Raw genomic sequence first — 18611 nt, forward strand, 5'->3', positions numbered from 1 at the left:
TGGCTTGACATTCTGGAGACGCTCTATGTCGTTTTCAAGGTGCCCCCTTTTCACCGAAACATTGCGAGGTCCATCTTGAAATCCCCGAAATACTATTTTTACGATACAGGTCAGGTGCCTGATGATCCGGGAATGAAACTGGAAAATCTTGTTGCCTGCGCCCTGCTGAAAGAAACGCATTTTCGGGAGGATTGCCTTGGCGAAAAATGGGATGTTTTTTACATCAGAAACAAGGAAGGCCGGGCAATTGATTTCTTTTTAACCAGAGAATATAGCCCCTCGCTGATGGTCGAAGTTAAATGGGCAGGAGAGGAGAGAAGCCCCAACTTTGCCTTTTTCGATAAATATCTGGCCGGCACAAGAAAAATTCAGATCGTCAAGGAACTCAAAAGAGAGAAAACCTATCCCGACGGGCTGGAAATGCGAACCGCCCGCGGCTGGCTGTCCGAAATGCCTCTCGTAAAACCGGGGACATCATCCTAACGCGGGTCGACGGTTTAAATCCCAAGAACGAGGCGGCAATAGAGTTCTAAAACAATTTACTTGCTTCGAGTGTCCCGGGAATAATTCCGTAAACTTTACCCGGAATTACCCGGAATTCCAGAGTGGGGGGTAGATAAGGGCGGGGCAGGCCATGCATCGCGGGAACAATCAGTGCAGGCATTTTAGGATGTTACGCCATGATTCGGAATCATGATCGCGGATCGCCTTTCAATTCTGTTTAGTGTCGGCCAAATATCTCGAATGAAGATCAAAGCGCAAAATGAATATTAAGGAACTGAAAGAACTTGTTTCCAATGGAGAATCAGAAACAGTGGAGTTCAAAAAATCGACTGCCCAGTTACGGCGTGCGGCCGAAACACTCTGCGGTATGCTCAATGGAATCGGCGGTCGGGCGTTGATCGGCGTCACGCCGGAAGGCCGCATCCTCGGCCAGACGGTTTCCGATAAGACGATCCGGGAAATGGCGGAACTGCTCCAAAAGTTCGAACCGCCTGCATCTATTGTTCATTCTCGTGTGGATGTCGCGGATAACAAAGCGGTGCTGCTTCTGGAAGCGGCGCCTGATCCCGAATCCCGACCCTATGCCTTTGACGGGCGACCGTACCAGCGGATTGGTTCGACGACTTCAACCATGCCTCAGGCAAGGTACCAGCGTCTTCTTCATGAAAGAGAGCACAGTAACATCCGATGGGAAAATCAGCCCGCCGAAGGTTATGACCCCGCCATCCTGGATTCTGAAGAGATTCTTCGCACGGTGCGGCTTGGAATTGCTGCCGGCCGTTTGCCGGAGTCAACCGGGAACGCTATTTCGGATATTCTGGGGCGGTTGGGATTGTTCCGGGACGACCGCCCCAATCAGGCTTCCGTTGTCTTGTTCGGGTCCCGTTTCATGCCGGATTATCCGCAATGCCAGTTGCGCCTGGCCCGCTTTCGAGGCGTAAACAAATCGGAATTTCTCGATCAAAGGCAAATGGAAGGACATGCCTTCCGCCTACTTGAAGAAGCCATGCTTTTTTTGCGCCGACACCTGCCCGTAGCCGGAAGAATTATTCCGGGCCTTTTCGAGCGGGAGGATGAACCGCTGTTCCCTCTGGAGGCGCTGCGCGAAGCACTGGTCAACGCGTTTTGTCACAGGGATTATTCCATTATCGGCGGTGCGGTAAATCTGGCTATCTATGACGATCGGCTTGAAATATGGAGTGATGGGGTTCTCCCTTTTAATCTGAAACCCGATGACCTCAAGCAGGATCATGCATCCAGACCGCGTAATCCAATCATCGCCCAGGTTTTCTATTTACGCGGTATGATCGAGCGATGGGGCCGCGGAACTCAGAAGATCGTGGAATTGTGTGTCAAGGCCGGGCACCCGGAACCGGAATTCGGTGAACAGGCCGGCAGCGTCTGGGTGCGTTTCCTTCCGAGCGGTTATATCGCCCCCCACCGTGTGGAGCATGATCTGACTGAGCGGCAGAGAAATGTCCTCCAGATTCTCGCTACTGCGCAGTCTCTGCCGTTCCGTGGGGTACGTAAGGCGATTAAGAACCAACCGCCAGACCGCACATTGCGGGAAGATCTCCTGCACCTAAAGCGGCTGGGGCTCATCGAGTCTGATGGTTTCGGACGGGGCGCCACCTGGCGTTTGAAGCGAGACATTGAATAAGGCAGAAATAAGGCAGAAATAAGGCAGAAATAAGGCAGAAATAAGGCAGAAAAAGATCCGAATTGGACGTTGAATTGGATACCAAACTCACCACGAATAGGCAGGTTCTGGAAATAACAGGTAAATATGCTACGCTTTCAAAGTAGTGGCGGGCCCCCGTGCCAACCCTCGCAGGTTGAATCAGCGGAGATCGATGGGCAGAAACCGCGTGCGGCCGTGTTTGGCCCCAGCGCAAAATAGACGGCAGGATAATGAAAACCGCGTTGCTTCCCGTTTGCAACTGACGACTGCCCGCAACCGGAACTGCAACGTTGCAGTAGTAGAGTATGTTTTAAATACATCCTAATTTCCCGAAAAATTATACCTATGCCCTGCCAGGGAGTTGGATATCCAAGGCTTTGAGAATATCCCGTTGCGCTTTGGTCACCTCTGTGAGGATATGACTGTTGGCATCATTGACCGAAATGACCTGATTTATGAAGGGATTACGACCTCAATTGCATAGACTGATTTCCAGCCGAGCTTCTGCTCCAGGTATTCGGCGGTCGTTTGCTGAACAAGGGGGTCTTCGGTATACGGCATCATCTGCTCTCCCAGAGTCTGGATATGGGGACGGCATATAGCCTGTTTCCAAATGGCACGACAGCCTCCCCGTCATACAGCACAACCCCGGCGGTAAAACTCTTTTGAGCGGCGGCCTGAAGTTTGCGCAGTCCGTTGAAATCGTTGCCGGTCACCGTCGCCGCTGCCTTCACCTCAACCCCCGCCAGCCGTCCGGCGGATTCCACAACGACATCCACCTCCACCTTGTCCTTGTCACGGAAGTGGCTGAAGGAAACCGGCTCCTCATGCCAACTTCCCTGGCGGTGCAATTCTTGAAAAACAAATGTTTCCAGAATTCGCCCGAAAATAGCGCGGTCTTTCCACAGAAGTTCCGCATCCAAAGCAAGGAGCGCGCAGGCCAGCCCGGTGTCGCCCAAATGCAGTTTTGGCGTTTTAATCAAGCGACTCAAGCGGTTGCTGTGCCACGGCGGCAGTTCCTCCAACAGAAAAATCCTCGACAGCAGAGTGACATACTCGCGAATGGTCTGCCTGCTCACCTGAAAGGGTGCGGCAAGTTCGGACACATTAACCAGGCAGGCCGTCTGGCCAGCAGCCAGTGCCAGCAGGCGAGGCAACGCATCCAGCGCGCTGATACGCGCCAGATCCAGGACATCGCGTTGAATCAGGGTATTGGCATAGTCCCGATACCACGCGGCTTGCCGCCGTGCCGTGGCTCGCGCCAACGCCGCCGGGTATCCACCTGCCGCCACCCGTTCCGCCAGTTCCCGCCCCAGGCGGCGACCTGACGCGCCAGCCTTGAAAACCGAACCGAACAAGGCCGAAAGAAAATCGGCCGTTCCTCCGGAGAGTTCCACCTGAGACAGTGGATGCAGTCGCAAAATCCCCATTCGACCGGCAAGCGAATCAGCAAGCTTCGGCACCAACAGCACATTCGCCGACCCGGTCAGGATAAACCGCCCCGGTTTCCGCCGCGCATCGACTGCCGCTTTCAGCGAGGTAAACAGTTCCGGCACCCGCTGTACTTCGTCCAGAATGACCCGCTCCGGCAAATCGGTGACATAACCCACCGGGTCCGCCTGCGCCGCCGCCCGCTGCACATCATCATCAAAACTTAGATACGTGAACCCTGCCATATCGCCGACCTGGCAGGCCAGCGTGGTCTTGCCGCACTGCCGCGGGCCATGGATCAGCACCACCGGCGAGTCGGCCAGCGCCTCTATCACCCGTGGCTGGAGGTATCGGGGATATAAATAGTTATTTTTCATGCGCTTTTCTTAAGCACCAATCCCGTCCAATTGCAAGTTTTATATCCGTCCAATTGCAAGTTTCCCTTCGTCCAATTGTCGGTAGGAGCGAAATATTGTTCGCCCTCCCCCGGCAGTGTTCTACTGAACGCGGAAACCTGCCTCTTCAATAATTCCATCTGTTGATGCAGCGGCGACACCGTGTCTTCAAACAATCGAAGAATTGTTTGATCTGCAATCAACATCGAACGGCTGTAAGCAAAATCCCGATTTAACCCGGGAACAGCAACGTCAGCGCTAATGAAGTTCATCTGCTGCAGGGCATAGGGGGAGAAAATGGGACAAATTTATTGTGCGGCGGGCAAGGTCGTATTATCAAACGGGAGCGAATCCCGCCCCGGAAGGAAGGCCATCCACCGGGTAGCGAGTCCTTGGAGGTCTGGTTGACATCCGCATCGGTGCAGCAGTCCAGAAAACGGTTGTTGCATTCGACACCTTTCCACAGACAGGCCGTCATAAAATATTTCTTGACTTTATGACAGTACATTGTCATAATGAAATCATGAAGACAGGTAAATACACCATGGAAGAGCTTGCAGAGCTCACAGGGTATCCAAGAAGAACAATACGTTATTATGTCCAGGAAGGTCTGATTGATCCCCCCGCCGGCAGGGGCCGTGGAGGTTTTTATTATGACAGTCATTTGGAGCGGTTGCTATTGATAAAAGCGTATCAGGAAAAGGGGATTGGGATCTCGGCGATGACCGCCATGCTGGGTAAGGAACCGCCCGTAGAAGCTATGCCATCCAGAGAGGTCATGATCCGTTATGAAATTGCTCCGGGCATTGAATTAAATGTCAGCAGAGAAAGAGAAGTCAGCGACCCGAAGAAAATTCTTGAAATCATGAGAATTGCAAAAGCCATTGCGCAGGGGAAGGTGAAAGATGAGTGACGGAACCAGTCAGGCTATTTCAGGGTTGTTCCAAGAGAATGGTGACGCTATCCCTCTCGAAGGTGTCGATGTCCGGGGAGATATCGCCGGTCGAGGCGCAAGAATACAAATGCGCCAGCGATTCCGAAATTTAGAAGAAAAGCCAATAGAGGCGGTCTATAAATTTCCGCTGCCTGAAAGCGCAGCCATTTGCGGCTTTCGAGCGATTGTTGATGATCGGATTATCGAGGGCGAGATTGAGGAACGTGACAAGGCCTTCGAGCTATACGACAAGGCTCTGTCCGAAGGACATGGGGCGCAGTTGCTTGATGAAGAGCGGCCGAACATTTTTACCCTTTCCGTCGGCAATATAAAACCCAAGAGCACTGTCGTTATCGAAATCAATTATGTGATGCTGCTGGATACGCATGGGCCGGAAATTAGATTCTATCTGCCCTCGACGATATCGCCCCGCTACACCCCCGCCGACCAGCCGGATCAAAACGGTATCCCGGTTGGTGATATTGTTAATCCCCCTTTCACGCTGCTCGTCCCGTACGGCATGAAAATAACCATCAATATCCATAACATCAAAGGTGTTTCCTCCATAGGGTCAGCCTCTCATACAATAAACACGGAATTCGGTGATGATAAAGCGGTCGTATCTTTTGCTTCCGAGGCAGTGGCGATGGACCGGGATTTTATTCTGGCGGTCGTCTATAAGCAGGCCTTTTCCAATAGAGGTTTTGTATTTGATGACCATGAAGCGAGCTATATCCAAATCGATTGGATGCCGGATGAGGAAGGCGATGATCCTGGGCATGACATTGCCGGGAATCGGGAAATTGTCTTCGTCCTCGACTGCTCCGGCTCTATGCACGGTTCTTCCATCGCTGAAGCCAAAAAGGCTTTGGAAATCATGATCAAGGCATTGAATCCGGGAACATTGTTCAACATATACCTGTTTGGCAGCGATTATAAGCGTTTGTTCCGCCATAGCACGGCATACGATGAGAAGAAAATGAAAGCAGCTCTGGAATACATATCCGATATTGGCGCGGATTTGGGAGGCACGGAGGTCCTGGCTCCGCTGAAGGATATTTACAGCGGCACATTAAAAGGCAGTCAGCACAGAGATATTATCCTGATAACCGATGGGGAGATTGGCAATGAGATTTTTGTCATTGATCTGGCCAAAAGGCACGCCGACAAGACCGCGCTCCATGCGGTGGGCATCGGCAACGGACCGAATGAATATCTCATCAAGAACATTGCCCGTTCTTCCGGGGGAGCCTCGGAGATGATCGCGCCAGACGAAAGGATCGAGCCGAAAATCCTCAGAATATTCCGGAAGGTTGTTAATGGCCGGATTCGCGATCTCAAGATTGATTGGGGGATGGAGGCCGAGCAGTCGCCGGCAGATGGTGTCGCGTTCGTCGGCCAGGGAACCAGCATTTTCGCACGCTGCACCGGGAAAGAGGAGAAAAAAACCATCCGGATCACCGGTGAAACAAGGTCGGGATCAAGGACATGGAATGTTCCACTGGAGCCGGTCAATGAGGAGATTCCGATATCCATACTCTGGGCAAGGGAGAAGATCCGAGACATCGAGGAGGGAAGTATTGAAGTCGTTGGCTCCAGGCAAAGCGAAAGGACGGATAAAAAATACCGCCAGGCCATTATCGATATTTCCAGGAAATACGGGATTATCAGCAGCAAAACCAGCTATGTCGGCATAGAAAAGCGTTCAGCGCCTGACAAATCGACCGCTGAAATTGCACTGAGAAAAGTTCCTGTGATGTTGACGAAAGATTGGGGAGGATTTGCCTCTGCAGCCATGAGAAGGAATGATCGCGCCCATGGAATACCTCTGTTTTCCCGCAGCTCGTCGTCTTCGCAGGTGCGATATTGTGTTGAGAGCATGCCCGATATTCAGGAGGGAAATGCATCTTACGAACACACGACAAGTCCCGAATTCCTGATTCCAACCTTTTTAAGAAGAAGCGCCGCCGCTCCTCCCTCTCCGATCAGGCAGGACTTTTTGTTCGATCTATTATCTCTCCAGCGGGCCAACGGGGGTTTTGACCTCGATGAATCTCTCTTGAAGCAAGCAAAACTCTCTGATTTGCTCAACATGCTGGAAAGAATAGACATTCAGAAAGATGGCGACAAGGCGGGGATTTTGATGACGGTTGTGATCCTCATTATTCTGGAGATGCAATTCCGGGCAAGGAGGGACGAATGGGAAAGTGTCGTGTGGAAAAGTCGTGCCTGGCTGCAAACGGAAATAGAAAAGACCCGCCCGACCATTGAAAACCAGCCCATCGAACAGTGGGTGAGCAATTACATGCAAACAAGAATGCCGTTGCCGGATAAAAAAATATCAGCGGGGGGATAATGCGACCTTCGTATGCTCGCGTCAATGCAATGAAGAGTATTGACAAGAGCATCCTCGATTAATTTTTTCTTCAAAAAAGGAGAAACTGTGATGGAATCACGCCGCATTCTCAAGGTGCTTGCCAATGGATGGGAGGTCCCCTGTCCGTATGAAGTTATCTATAAAGATACATTGCTCTTAAAAGATTATCGGCTCAACGACTTCCCCAAAGATGCAGAGTCGAGATTCATAGACGATGGGTCCTATGTGGAATGGCTCCAGGATTATCTTTTCCGCTGTGCGATAAATCTGACAGATGAACAAATCAAGATAAGCAGCCACATCGCCGCAGACAAATATTTTGGCGGTGCATATATCGGCTGGCACGCCGGTTTCTATGAAAGCGTCCAGGGCTTGTACCCCGCATACAATTACCCGGATGACTTTGAAGAGACCCTGAACATTGAGAATCTGACGGGCATTGTCGATGACGATCCCTATGCAGAGTTCTTGAAAATCTGTGAAGATGACATTGACGAGCCGAAACCGAGCCGTCTGGCGTTTATACTCCAAGACTACGGACATCTGCTTTTGAAGAAAACCGAAGAGGCAGAGTTTCAGCGGTATTGGCCCGGCTTTGTGAAATTGGAACCCCTGCATTGGATGTTTGGTTTGCATGAGAGTAATCTGGAACTTGCCGACAGCGCCTGGCGGGTCTATCTGTCACTCGTTCTCAAGCGAATATCATCAAAATCTGATCGCATCAAAGAGCTAACCCGATTCTTTGACGAGTACGCAGACACAATCCACAAGTGATCGGGCACTGCGGCCCCTCGATCCGGAACAGACCGACAAACATTTCAACTGGATCGTGCCAAGCTAACGGAATCGAAGATGACAAAAAACGGAAGGACGGACTGACGGCAAATACAAGTCGTTGTTAAATGCTTACGTTGCATAATCTATGATTTATTTGTTTTTAAAATATTCATTTGCAAAAAGGCCTCTTTTGTGGTCTTATTTGTGAAAATTTTTCCGGGATAGTGATATGCCTCGAAAAGCAAAAAATGCAACTTCAAGCGATCTTCCATCCTGGGTTGATTCCCGCCAGGAGCAGGGGCTTTATTTCTTTACCCGCGAAGAGGCCCTCAAGTCCCTGGAATGCACCGAAGAAGCCTTCAAGAAGGCCGCGGCAAGACTGGCGAAAAAGAACCGGATAATGCGCATCCGAAGCGGCTTTTTTGTCATCGTCCCCCTGGAATATCGCGCCACCGGGATATTGCCGGCAGAATGGTTTATCGCCGATCTGATGGCCTACCTGGAACAACCCTATTACGTGGGGCTGCTCAGCGGCGCGTCTCTTCAGGGCGCTGCACACCAAAAGCCCCAACAGTTTCAGGTTGTTACTACCGTCCCCCAACGCGAAGTCCGCAAGAAAGGCCTGGCCATGCGCTTTTTTTCCAAGACTAATTTCATGGCAACCCCGGTTACTCAAATCAAGGTTCAAACGGGGCATATAGCCATCTCTTCACCGGAGGCCACGGCCCTTGATCTCATTCGCTATGCCCGATCTATCGGCGGGCTTGATCGCGCAATGACCGTGTTTCAAGAACTTGGCGAGTCTATGGATGCGGGCAAACTGATCATCGCCGTAGAAGCAGAGGGGAGTCTTGTCTGTGCGCAAAGGCTGGGGTGGTTGATGGAAAAAGCCGGCTATGCTGCGCTGGTGAAAGATCTGGCAGGTTTAATCACGGATAAGAACCCGCCCTTTACCAGGCTGGACCCCTCACTGCCTACGGGGGAAGCTGAAAGAGACATCCGCTGGCGGCTTTTGATCAATACGGATGTGGAGGGTGATCTTTGATCCCCAAAGCGGATATTGTCGCTTGGCGTCGGTTTGCACCCTGGATTAACGATGCCCAGGTGGAACAGGACTTGATCATCAGCAGGACGCTTGTCGCCATTTTTCAGAATCCTTTTCTGGCAGAGCGGCTGGCCTTCCGGGGAGGCACTGCCTTGCACAAGCTTTATTTTGATAGACCGCGACGCTATTCGGAAGACATTGACCTGGTGCAAATTGTTCCAGCGCCTATCGGACAGGTGATTGATGCCCTCCAGGCGCTGTTGAACGGCTTTCTGGGGTTGCCGCGCCGCAAGCAAACGGAGCAATCGGCCATATTGACCTATCGGGTGGAATCTGAAGGGCCTCCGGTCGTGCCAATGCGACTGAAGGTTGAAATCAACACGCGTGAGCATTTCGCGGTGGAAGGCTATCAGAAGCAGCCGTTTGCCGTACAGTCGAGGTGGTTCAAAGGAAACTGTGAAATCACGACCTATACACTGGAGGAACTGCTCGCGACGAAACTGAGGGCCTTGTATCAAAGAAGAAAGGGACGCGATCTTTTCGATTTGTGGTTGGGCATTACGGAAGGGAAAACCGATGCCGATAGAATAATCCATGTCTTCAAACAGTATATGGGAAACGAAGGGCAAACCGTTGAAACCATGCTTTATGAAAAGAATTTACAGGAGAAACTGAGGCGCCGAGGTTTTCTCAGCGATCTGAATCCCCTACTGTCTGCTGATGCAATTTATGATGCAATGGAAGCGTACAATTTGGTGAGAGCAGCAATTATCGAAAAACTTGATAAATGAATGCGCCAGTTTAGGGGAAACCTTGAATAGTTTACAATTGCAGGATTTATTGCAGTATGTCATGGATGAAGTTAATATATATGGCCAGAGCCTGGCAAATGAAAATTGTAGCTTAAAAAGGTAGATCGCAACCACATGGGACGTTCGACGGTACATTACGCAGATAACGACACGAACAACACGCTGAAGAAACTTCATAAGAAACTTCGCCCGGCGGGGACGCCGGTCCAGCGGGTCGAGTACATCATTGAACTGATGTTGCTGCGCATCTTCGAGGTGAAGCTGAAGCAAGATCCGGACTTCAAGCAACTCCGGAACCTGTTCATGCCACCCAACGACAAACTTCTTTTCTCTGCCCTCTACACAGTCGCCAACGAACGGCTGTTGCCAACCCTGAATGAGCAGTTCTTCCCCTTCTACGCCAGTATCCTTTCCCAATCCCGGAAGGTGTACAAAACCAACCTGGGGCAGAAGGTTCAGGACCAACTCGTCTTGATCGAGGAAGTCTTCAAGAACTCCAACTTCACGAATAACGTCAAAAGCGGCAATCTTCAGGAAGTTCTCGCTCTCATCGGCGAGATTGACGAAGACCGCCTTTTGAAGACGGATCTTCTCGGGGACGCCATCGAATCGGCCCTCTCCGAAACCGGCGGCACGAAGGATATGGGCTTACACCGCACACCCGACCATATCCGGCAATTCATGGTCGCCCTGATTATCCCGACCTTCAAAGACAGCCTCTTCGATCCGGCTTGCGGCACGGCAGGTTTCGGCTTCGATTCCTATGGCTACGTGACGGAGGCCGTCGGACATTCCGGGAAATGGCCCGGCCCCAAAGCACACCCAGAACTAATCGCCTATTTTAAGCAGCACTTTGCGGAGCATCCCGCCGCCATGCCAGCCCCTACCAAGGCCCTCGACTTCTACCGCTCTGGCATTCACGGCATCGAATACCTGGGGATGATCCGGAAAATGGCGGCGATCAACTTCTACATCCGCGGCCTGAACCCGCAGAACATATTGCAAGGCGACTCGCTTGCCCTGTTCGATCCCGCCACGGATGCCGGGAGTAAGACCGTCATTCTTGCCAATCCGCCCTTCGGTGCGGAACGGGACCAGGAAGCCTACCCGAACGTGTGGGAAGAGTTTTCCCGCGAGGCCGAGACTACTATTCTTTTCGTGAAACTCATGCGCGACGCGCTGGCCCCCAGTGGTCGCTGCGCAGTCATTGTTTCCGAGGGCTTCCTGACCTGGGGGCAGGCCAGCGCCCGCACTTTGCGGAAGATGCTCGTTGAGGAGAATACCCTTCGGGCGATCATCAGCCTGCCGCAGGGGGTGTTTGTCAGTAAGGGCGGCGTCGGCCCGAAGACTTCCATTTTGGTCTTCGAGAAGGGCGGACAGACCCAGGAAGTCTGGTTCTACAAGGTTGCGAACGACGGCTACACGATGGGCACCAACCGCCGCCCCATCGAAGGCTGTCAACTGGTAGAGGCCCTGCAACTATTCGACAAGTACGTCCGGCACGGCAAGACCCCGCCGGAAACGAAGCACTCGTTCACCGTGCCGGCGGCCTGGATTCTGAACCTTGACCCACGCGTCAAACTCCGCATCGAAGCCGATATCACCGCCGAATTTTCCGAGCGGGCCGCCAAGGAGAAAGAATCGTTGGTCGCGAAACTGGACGAACAAGTCCGAGACGGCAAAATCGATAAGACCGACCGTACCGAACGTCTGGCCCAGCATGAGGAAATCTGGTTCGTCAAGACCAGAAATGAAATCGCCAAGCGCATCGAGACCGCGCACCTATATTCGTTCAATCTGCCCAACGCCCGGAGCAACCTATCCAAAAACCAGCTTGATGAATGGGCCGCCGTATTCAAAAGCGCAAGACGGAAGAACGGGCACACCCTCGACACCCGATTCGCGGCGCTCAAGGACTGCCCACCGGAGAAAGCCCATTCCGCGCTCGCCATGCTGGACGTGCAAGACTCCCTGGAATTCGACATCGCCCGGCAGTACCTCATGGCCTATCCGGTTGAAGAACTCGAAAAACACAACCAGCTTGCCAAGCTGAGGAACATCATTGAGAGCGGGGCCAAGTATCCCCGTGTGCGTTTGGGCGACTATTTGAGGCTCAACACCGACCGGATCAAGCCCAGTGACTTCCCGGACACCGGCTTCCGAGTCTTGGGCGTTTCAAACACTGAAGGTGTATTCCTGAACGAGAACAAGCCTGGCGCGGAGATCAATCAGGCATACTATCAAGTTAAACCAAACGAGTTCTGCTACAACCCCTACCGCGTTAATGTCGGCTCTATCGGTCTGTGTGAGTTTGACTATGACAACCAAATCATCAGCGGTGCTTATAACATTTTCGGCACCGACGAAACCGAACTACTGCCGCATTACCTTCTGGCCCTTTTCCGGTCCCCGCAGTTCCTTGCCTACGTCAATGAGAAGGCGCATGGTGGCGTCAGGATGAACTTTCAGTTCGAGGACTTGGAGGGGTGGGAAATCCCTTTGCCCGACACGGCACTACAGCAACAGATTGCAAGACAGTTTTATGCGCTGGCATCCGTCATGTCAGCGTGTCGTATCATTCAATCCAACTTTGAAGTCGTATTACCGGAATTTAACAAAAACAAACTCCGTCCCCTCAGAGAAGCCGTCCTTGAGACAAAGAACGGCTGGTCTCCCGTTTGCGGCGGCGGTGACACGCCCGTATTGAAGATTTCTTGCTTGAAAGGCGGAAAAATCGACTACAATGAACGTAAGTATACAAGCGAAACCCGAAAATACATCTCAAAGTTCTATGTACGAGAGTGCGATTTCTTCTACAGTCGAGGGAACGGGAATCCACAGCTCGTAGCATTGGCAGCCATCGCGGGTCCGGTTCCTGAGAATATTGTTTACCCTGATTTACTAACCCGCGTCGTATTTGATACGACAAAAATTCTACCAGAATATGCGGTACTTCTGTTCAACTCCAGCTACGGAAGGGAGTATTTCAGCGGAGTTCATAAAGGCTCAGTAAGCATGGTCAAGATTTCCCAAGAGTACATGGGCGATTTTCGCGTTCCATTCATGGAAGACATTCAGGCTCAGGAATCCTTTATCGCGATGGCCCACCAGAATCTCAATGCTCTGGCAGCTTTGGACCAGCTTCAGGATGATGCCCAGAAACAAATTCGACGACTTGTCGAGGAGATTTGGGGGTAACGGATGCCCGACATTAACGCCAATGAAGCGACAGCGACTGACCTCCGAGTCATCGAAGACCTGAAGAAACTCGGATGGAAGGTCGGCGACACCCTGCTTTACCAGCCACAGTACCCCTTGAACCCGGAGCAGCAGAAGGAGTTTCCCGGTCACAAGTACGTGAAGCCGGACATAGTGCTCCAGGACTTTCAGGGGACTCCGCTCGCCGTCTTCGAGAACAAACTGGATGATCCGAAGAAGGGTTTGCCGAAACTGCGGCTTCTCTACTCATACGTACTCCGGCCCCGCTATCTCTACGCCTGCTCCGCTGAACGGACACTATTCTATGACATGGCATGGAGCGGCCTTGAGGCGGGCGAGTTCCGATCAGTCAACTCGTTTCTGTCACTCGAAGATATGAATGTTCGCACCGCTCAGGACGAGAAGCGAAAGCAGGAACAGGAGATCGTCATAGACAAAACCATTGCTGGTGGTTTCGACCAGGCCGCTGGCAAAGAGAGATACTTCCAAGTGGATTGCATCAACGCCCTGCTGAAAGGCTTGCGGGAGGGCCGCGGTAAGATGTTGGTCCACATGGCGACCGGCTTGGGAAAGACACGGACGACGGTTGCCCTTTGCAAGGCGCTTCTGGATTCGGGGCTGGCTCGGCGGATTCTCTTCGTCGTGGACCGCCGCTTGTTGGCAGAGCAGGCGCGGGACGACGGGTTCAGTCTCATCAGTCCTACCTACACGTCGGGCTGGATCACGACGGGCAACTACAAAGGGTTCAAACACCGGAACATTCACGTCGCCGTCATTGACACCCTGGAAATCCTTTTCTCGGGGATTCCCAGCACCTATTATGACCTGCTGATCGTGGACGAGTGCCACCGGTCCATCAATATCAGCCGGAAGGTCATCTTCGAGCACTTCCTTTGTCCCAGGATCGGGCTCACCGCTACGCCTCGGATTGCCATTCCGAAAGACCCGAAGAAGGTCTCCGACGACGACCTCGCCATTCTGGACACCTACCGCCTGTTCGGTTGCGAGGTCGGGGACCCGACATACCAATTTGACCTGGGGCGGGGCATCGAGGAGGGCTTCCTTGCGCCGTACAAGGTGGATGAGATCAAAACCCACCTCACACAGATCGCCGAAACGAAGGGCGTCGAGTTCGACTACGTGCTGGACCCGGACGAACGGAAGAAGATCGAACTGGACAAGACCAAGAAACTGAAGCTGGAACAGTTGAACCGGAAGTATCTCACAGAGAACACGGCCAAACGCATCGCCGAGGAAATCCGCAAGCGGACTGAGTATGGCGAGAAAATGATTCTTTTCGGCGTGAGCCAGCCGCATTGCATGATGCTGGCAAACGCGCTGAACAAAGTTTTCAACGACGAGGGCAAGAATCCCCGTTATGCCGAGCCGATCATTTCTGATAACGCCGAGTTGAACCGGACGCTCAAAGGCTGGTTCAAGAAGCCTTACCAAAAGCCCTACATTGCCGTTTCTGTGGACATTATGAGTACCGGGGTGGACATCCCCTGTGTGCGTTACATCGGCTTCGCAGCACTCACCCGGTCAGTCGGCAAGTACATTCAAATGCTGGGCCGGGGTACACGCCTTGATACGAAGACGGGTAAGTTCAGTTTCCAGGTTCTTGACTTCGTGGGCCTGTGCAAGCGCATGGGCGATAACGGAAAGGGCACCGAGAAGAAGAACACAAAGGTTGTCGCCGGCACCGAGGGGGGTGGAGGTGGCGGGGGTGAACCCGAAGGCTATTTCATCGTGGACAACCCGGACCCGGAACACCAAATCCAGCGAGTCAAGGTTCATGAAGGCGTCCGCGTGGTCGATAACATCCCCATCGAGGAAGCCAAGCGCATCTTCGAGGCTGCCGTTGAAAACCCGGACAACCCCGACATTGTGTCGCTGAAACAGAAACTCGACGATCGAGCAGACTATGAACCCACACCGGTGGACATCGAGGCGGTTGAGGACTGGGTGTCGAAACCTGAAATCTGGCTGAACGAGGGCAATCTCCAGCGTATATACGACTATTCCGCCGGGTCCGTGTGGGACTTCTTCCTTCACGTTCTAGGCAAGCGCCGGATTCCGACGCCCATTGAACGGGTTCAGACTGGCTACGACAGCTACATCCGCTCCGCAGAGTTCACCGACAAACAAGTGGACGTATTGCGGAAGATCAAAGACGTATTTATCGCGGCTATGAGAGAACACGGAAGCGTGGATGCCCGAACAATTTTTGCCAACCCGATTTACGAGCAGATCATCGGCAGTTATCAAGATGTAAATCGGCTCTTTGACGGGAGAATTGACGAGATCATTGCAGCGATGCAAGATAACTTTCAACTTACACAACTCACCAGGAGGGCGGCATGATCCCAAGAAACCATCAGACACAAACGACGGACAGCAACACGCGACCCAAGTGGTTCAATTCGCCTGTGACATTTCACGAAGGTACTTTGACCGAAATTCGCGCACATGTCCCCTCATTTGAACGGCGCGGCTTTGGCCTGACCCAGCCGGAAAACGAGCGGTCCCGTCTGAATGAACGACTCGACACGATTGTCAGACTGCCTTTCGGCGAGGACAATACCTTCATCCCGGTCGGTGTCGTATCCAAGGACTACGCCCTTGTACCGCACCTGGCCGTCCTGGATGTTGCCACGAAGGCCCTCGCCGACGCGAAAATCGCAACCGCCGCCGTGAAGGCCGAACTCAAGATTACCGAGTACGGCGAACGGATGGCCCTCAGTCTCTACTTGCCCGACAAGTACAGCTTTGATCCTGGTGACGGCCACCCGATGGCTCTCCGATTGGAATGTCTGAACTCCGTTGACGGAAGCACCCGTTTCCGTGCCCTCGTTGGGTGGTTCCGTTTTGTTTGCAGCAATGGCCTCGTCATCGGCGTAACCCGTTTCGATGTTCGCCGCAGACACGTCGGCGACATCTGGCTCGATGATATCGGCGAGGTTCTCACAGCAGGGTTGAAGGAATCCGAGGCGGATAAGAAGACCTTTGAAGGCTGGCGCAAAGCGGAAATCAGCGAAAAGCGTATTGTCCCGTGGGTAAACAAGGACTTACGAGAAGAATGGGGATTCAAGGCGGCGGCTCGGACATTCCACATTGCCCGATCAGGCTCCGATGCGGAGGTAATTGGGCAATATAAAGGCAGCACCCCGACCACTATTGCCATGCAAGAGACGAAGCGAGTCCCTGGTGCGCCAAGACAGTGCCGCAATCTGTTCGACTTGAGCCAAATTCTCGCCTGGCTGGCGAAGGAACGACGGGACGTACAGGAACAAATGGAATGGCGGGAGAAGATTCCTGGGCTTATGGCCCCTTTGCTCAACTGAATTGCACTAACGGTAAGATGACGCTTCCAATCATTTTTTATCGATCACTCATGCGTATTGCAGAAGAAAAGTTGCTATAATATCTGATCAACCTTGATCATTGAACAACAATAAAGCTTCAGCAGTTGAGACTGACCGGCAGTTTGGTGTTTTCAGGACATTCAAGCATTACTGTGGCATTATGGGATAAGGATCACCAAGGAAAGGAGATCAAATGGCTGGTCAATACACAACAAGAAATTTCCTCCGTCAGATGCCGAACGAGTTGCTTGCACACTACTTTAATGAGCGCGGGTTGTTTGGCGATATGGATTTTTCCGCTATGAAGGAGGGCAAGCCTGACGAGCTATTTACTGCCTGGCTGGCCCTGCCCGACTCTCAGCGCAATAATGATGGATGCGGAGTACCGACCTGTTGGTTGACCGCCACTTACAGCATATGCTAATAGTAACACTTAGTCGAGGTTAATTGTCTTTAAGTAGCTTCATTAGGTCCGAATTGTACCGGAGCAGCGCATAATGGCAGCCAAATATTCCGATGACGAAATAAAGGTTCTGATTCAAGAGACAAAACCGTTACCCAGGGATTTTCGTTCCAGCATTCGTCTTCGCGATAAACACGGCCACCGAACGCTATCAAGAACTTGGAATGAGGGAGGATGGTTACGCCGAACCATCGGACCGCTACTTTGATTTGAAAGCAGCCGCTAATTGTATGCTCCGCGATTGTGGTTTCGAGGTGCCGCAAAACCCTCAACTTAAACTGTTTGAAGAGGTATGACTATGACGATTGATCCCACCATTGTCTCTGATTTTCGCGCTAAAGTATGCGAACAGGTGCAACTCGCGCAGGAAGGCATTGATCGTTACCGGGTATTCACCCCTTTTTTGTTTGAAGATGGAGACCATCTCGCCATTGTTCTTCGTCGTGAACATGCCCGGTGGATTTTGACCGACGAAGGTCACACCTACATGCATCTCACCTACGACATTGACGAGAAGGACTTTCAAAAAGGAACCCGACAAAAGATCATGACGAATGCAATTTCCATTTTCAACATTGAGGATCGGGATGGTGAATTGATTCTTGCTATTCAGGAAGACCATTACGGCGACGCCCTTTTTTCATTCTCCCAGGCGCTCCTGAAGATCACTGATGTTTCGTATTTGTCGAGAGAAAGGGTGCGGTCCACCTTCATGGAAGATTTTCGCGCGTTCATTTCGGAAGCAGTCCCCGAGCATCGAAGAACCTTCGATTGGCATGACTCCCAACAGGACCCTCAGGGAATGTACAATGTCGATTGCCGTGTCAACGGAATGGAACGGCCGCTTTTCGTTTTTGCCCTGCCCGGGGATGACAAGGCGCGGGATGCAACCATTTCCCTCCTCCAGTTTGAAAAGATGGGCGTATCGCTTCGAAGTATGGCGGTATTTGAAGATCAGGAGAGCGTCAACCGCAAGGTGCTGGCCCGTCTGAGCGATGTGTGTGAGAAGCAGTTTTCCAGCCTTGGTGCGAACAAGGATCGCATCGCCCGTTACCTCAAGGAGGTCATGGGAAGTGTGTGATCGAGCAAACTTCAATCTGAAACTTGGTGGTGGATTACGGGACGCTAAACGACTTGACGAAATCAACCTAATGATCTATGGTGCGCCGGACTTGGGAAATTTGAGGAGTTTTTTCTTGTGAATTCCGCCAAATTTCTTAAGCGCAGAGGAGTCAGCGGATAGCCTGCCCGTGTAATAGCTGCTCCCGCAATTGACGATCAAGGAGAGATGGCTGAGTGGCCGAAAGCGATCGCCTGCTAAGCGATTGTACGCCCCTTAAAGGTGTACCGCGGGTTCAAATCCCGCTCTCTCCGCCATTTTTTACAGAGCGGAAAACAAAAAAGGGAGACATTTAGTCTCCCCTTTTTTATGCTGTAAGATCTGATGTTATACCCAGCCGCGAACCTTCATTGCCTCCACGACCCGTTCGACGGCGACAACATAAGCCGCCTGCCGCATGTTGACCTTGTACTTTTTCGAGGTGTCGAGCACCGAGTGATAGGCGGTCGTCATCTTCTGGTCGAGGCGTTTATATACCTCTTCCTCCT

General features: G+C 52.2%; 14 protein-coding genes and 1 tRNA gene. 13 read left to right on the plus strand and 2 right to left on the minus strand.

Annotation, left to right across the window (positions count from 1 at the left end; translation table 11 throughout):
* Together K0B01_12995 and K0B01_13000 are read left to right on the plus strand one after the other, a co-directional pair.
* On the plus strand, positions 1–483 hold a 483-nt coding region (locus tag K0B01_12995), incomplete at its 5' end, for a DUF4143 domain-containing protein (protein ID MBW6487056.1).
* 280 nt (positions 484–763) lie between these two features.
* Positions 764–2164, plus strand: a complete 1401-nt coding sequence (locus tag K0B01_13000; GenBank protein MBW6487057.1) for a putative DNA binding domain-containing protein — start codon at positions 764–766, stop codon at positions 2162–2164.
* A 581-nt stretch (positions 2165–2745) separates the two neighbouring features.
* Here K0B01_13000 and K0B01_13005 read toward each other — a convergent pair.
* Complete coding sequence (locus tag K0B01_13005) at positions 2746–3993, minus strand: ATP-binding protein (GenBank protein ID MBW6487058.1); 1248 nt, start codon at positions 3991–3993, stop codon at positions 2746–2748.
* Between the two features lie 541 nt (positions 3994–4534).
* Here K0B01_13005 and K0B01_13010 point away from each other — a divergent pair.
* From K0B01_13010 to K0B01_13060, 11 genes are all read left to right on the plus strand, one after another.
* Complete coding sequence (locus tag K0B01_13010; GenBank protein ID MBW6487059.1) at positions 4535–4924, plus strand: helix-turn-helix domain-containing protein; 390 nt, start codon at positions 4535–4537, stop codon at positions 4922–4924.
* Positions 4917–7301, plus strand: coding sequence for a VWA domain-containing protein (locus K0B01_13015; GenBank protein ID MBW6487060.1), 2385 nt, complete (start codon positions 4917–4919; stop codon positions 7299–7301). The genes K0B01_13010 and K0B01_13015 overlap by 8 nt, the downstream gene beginning before the upstream one ends.
* A gap of 87 nt (positions 7302–7388) precedes the next feature.
* A complete protein-coding gene (locus K0B01_13020; GenBank protein MBW6487061.1) occupies positions 7389–8096 on the plus strand; it encodes a hypothetical protein in 708 nt (235 codons plus the stop codon).
* Positions 8097–8328: 232 nt separating this feature from the next.
* Positions 8329–9144: a type IV toxin-antitoxin system AbiEi family antitoxin gene (locus K0B01_13025; protein MBW6487062.1), complete on the plus strand. Its 816-nt coding sequence runs from the start codon at positions 8329–8331 to the stop codon at positions 9142–9144.
* On the plus strand, positions 9141–9935 hold the full coding sequence (locus K0B01_13030) for a nucleotidyl transferase AbiEii/AbiGii toxin family protein (protein MBW6487063.1): 795 nt from the start codon (positions 9141–9143) through the stop codon (positions 9933–9935). Before K0B01_13025 ends, K0B01_13030 begins: the two co-directional genes overlap by 4 nt.
* A 135-nt stretch (positions 9936–10070) precedes the next feature.
* Positions 10071–13154: an N-6 DNA methylase gene (locus K0B01_13035; GenBank protein ID MBW6487064.1), complete on the plus strand. Its 3084-nt coding sequence runs from the start codon at positions 10071–10073 to the stop codon at positions 13152–13154.
* A 3-nt stretch (positions 13155–13157) separates the two neighbouring features.
* A complete protein-coding gene (locus K0B01_13040) occupies positions 13158–15539 on the plus strand; it encodes a DEAD/DEAH box helicase family protein (GenBank protein ID MBW6487065.1) in 2382 nt (793 codons plus the stop codon).
* Positions 15536–16519: a DUF945 domain-containing protein gene (locus tag K0B01_13045; GenBank protein MBW6487066.1), complete on the plus strand. Its 984-nt coding sequence runs from the start codon at positions 15536–15538 to the stop codon at positions 16517–16519. The genes K0B01_13040 and K0B01_13045 overlap by 4 nt, the downstream gene beginning before the upstream one ends.
* Before the next feature lie 214 nt (positions 16520–16733).
* Positions 16734–16964, plus strand: coding sequence for a hypothetical protein (locus K0B01_13050; GenBank protein MBW6487067.1), 231 nt, complete (start codon positions 16734–16736; stop codon positions 16962–16964).
* A gap of 337 nt (positions 16965–17301) precedes the next feature.
* On the plus strand, positions 17302–18084 hold the full coding sequence (locus tag K0B01_13055; GenBank protein MBW6487068.1) for a DUF1828 domain-containing protein: 783 nt from the start codon (positions 17302–17304) through the stop codon (positions 18082–18084).
* 201 nt (positions 18085–18285) lie between these two features.
* Positions 18286–18380, plus strand: a tRNA-Ser gene (locus tag K0B01_13060).
* A gap of 70 nt (positions 18381–18450) precedes the next feature.
* Here K0B01_13060 and K0B01_13065 read toward each other — a convergent pair.
* The coding region (locus K0B01_13065; GenBank protein MBW6487069.1) for a glutamate dehydrogenase at positions 18451–18611 on the minus strand (161 nt) is incomplete at its 5' end.

The sequence above is a fragment of the Syntrophobacterales bacterium genome, from assembly GCA_019429105.1.
GTDB lineage: Bacteria > Desulfobacterota > Syntrophia > Syntrophales > UBA5619 > DYTH01.

Bases quoted from the DNA above. Each gene is read 5' to 3' on its own strand.
- K0B01_13010 (MBW6487059.1), top strand. From the start codon at position 4,535: ATGAAGACAGGTAAATACACCATGGAAGAGCTTGCAGAGCTCACAGGG.
- K0B01_13005 (MBW6487058.1), bottom strand. From the start codon at position 3,993: ATGAAAAATAACTATTTATATCCCCGATACCTCCAGCCACGGGTGATA.
- K0B01_13035 (MBW6487064.1), top strand. From the start codon at position 10,071: ATGGGACGTTCGACGGTACATTACGCAGATAACGACACGAACAACACG.
- K0B01_13050 (MBW6487067.1), top strand. From the start codon at position 16,734: ATGGCTGGTCAATACACAACAAGAAATTTCCTCCGTCAGATGCCGAAC.
- K0B01_13015 (MBW6487060.1), top strand. From the start codon at position 4,917: ATGAGTGACGGAACCAGTCAGGCTATTTCAGGGTTGTTCCAAGAGAAT.
- K0B01_13045 (MBW6487066.1), top strand. From the start codon at position 15,536: ATGATCCCAAGAAACCATCAGACACAAACGACGGACAGCAACACGCGA.
- K0B01_13055 (MBW6487068.1), top strand. From the start codon at position 17,302: ATGACGATTGATCCCACCATTGTCTCTGATTTTCGCGCTAAAGTATGC.
- K0B01_13000 (MBW6487057.1), top strand. From the start codon at position 764: ATGAATATTAAGGAACTGAAAGAACTTGTTTCCAATGGAGAATCAGAA.
- K0B01_13025 (MBW6487062.1), top strand. From the start codon at position 8,329: ATGCCTCGAAAAGCAAAAAATGCAACTTCAAGCGATCTTCCATCCTGG.
- K0B01_13040 (MBW6487065.1), top strand. From the start codon at position 13,158: ATGCCCGACATTAACGCCAATGAAGCGACAGCGACTGACCTCCGAGTC.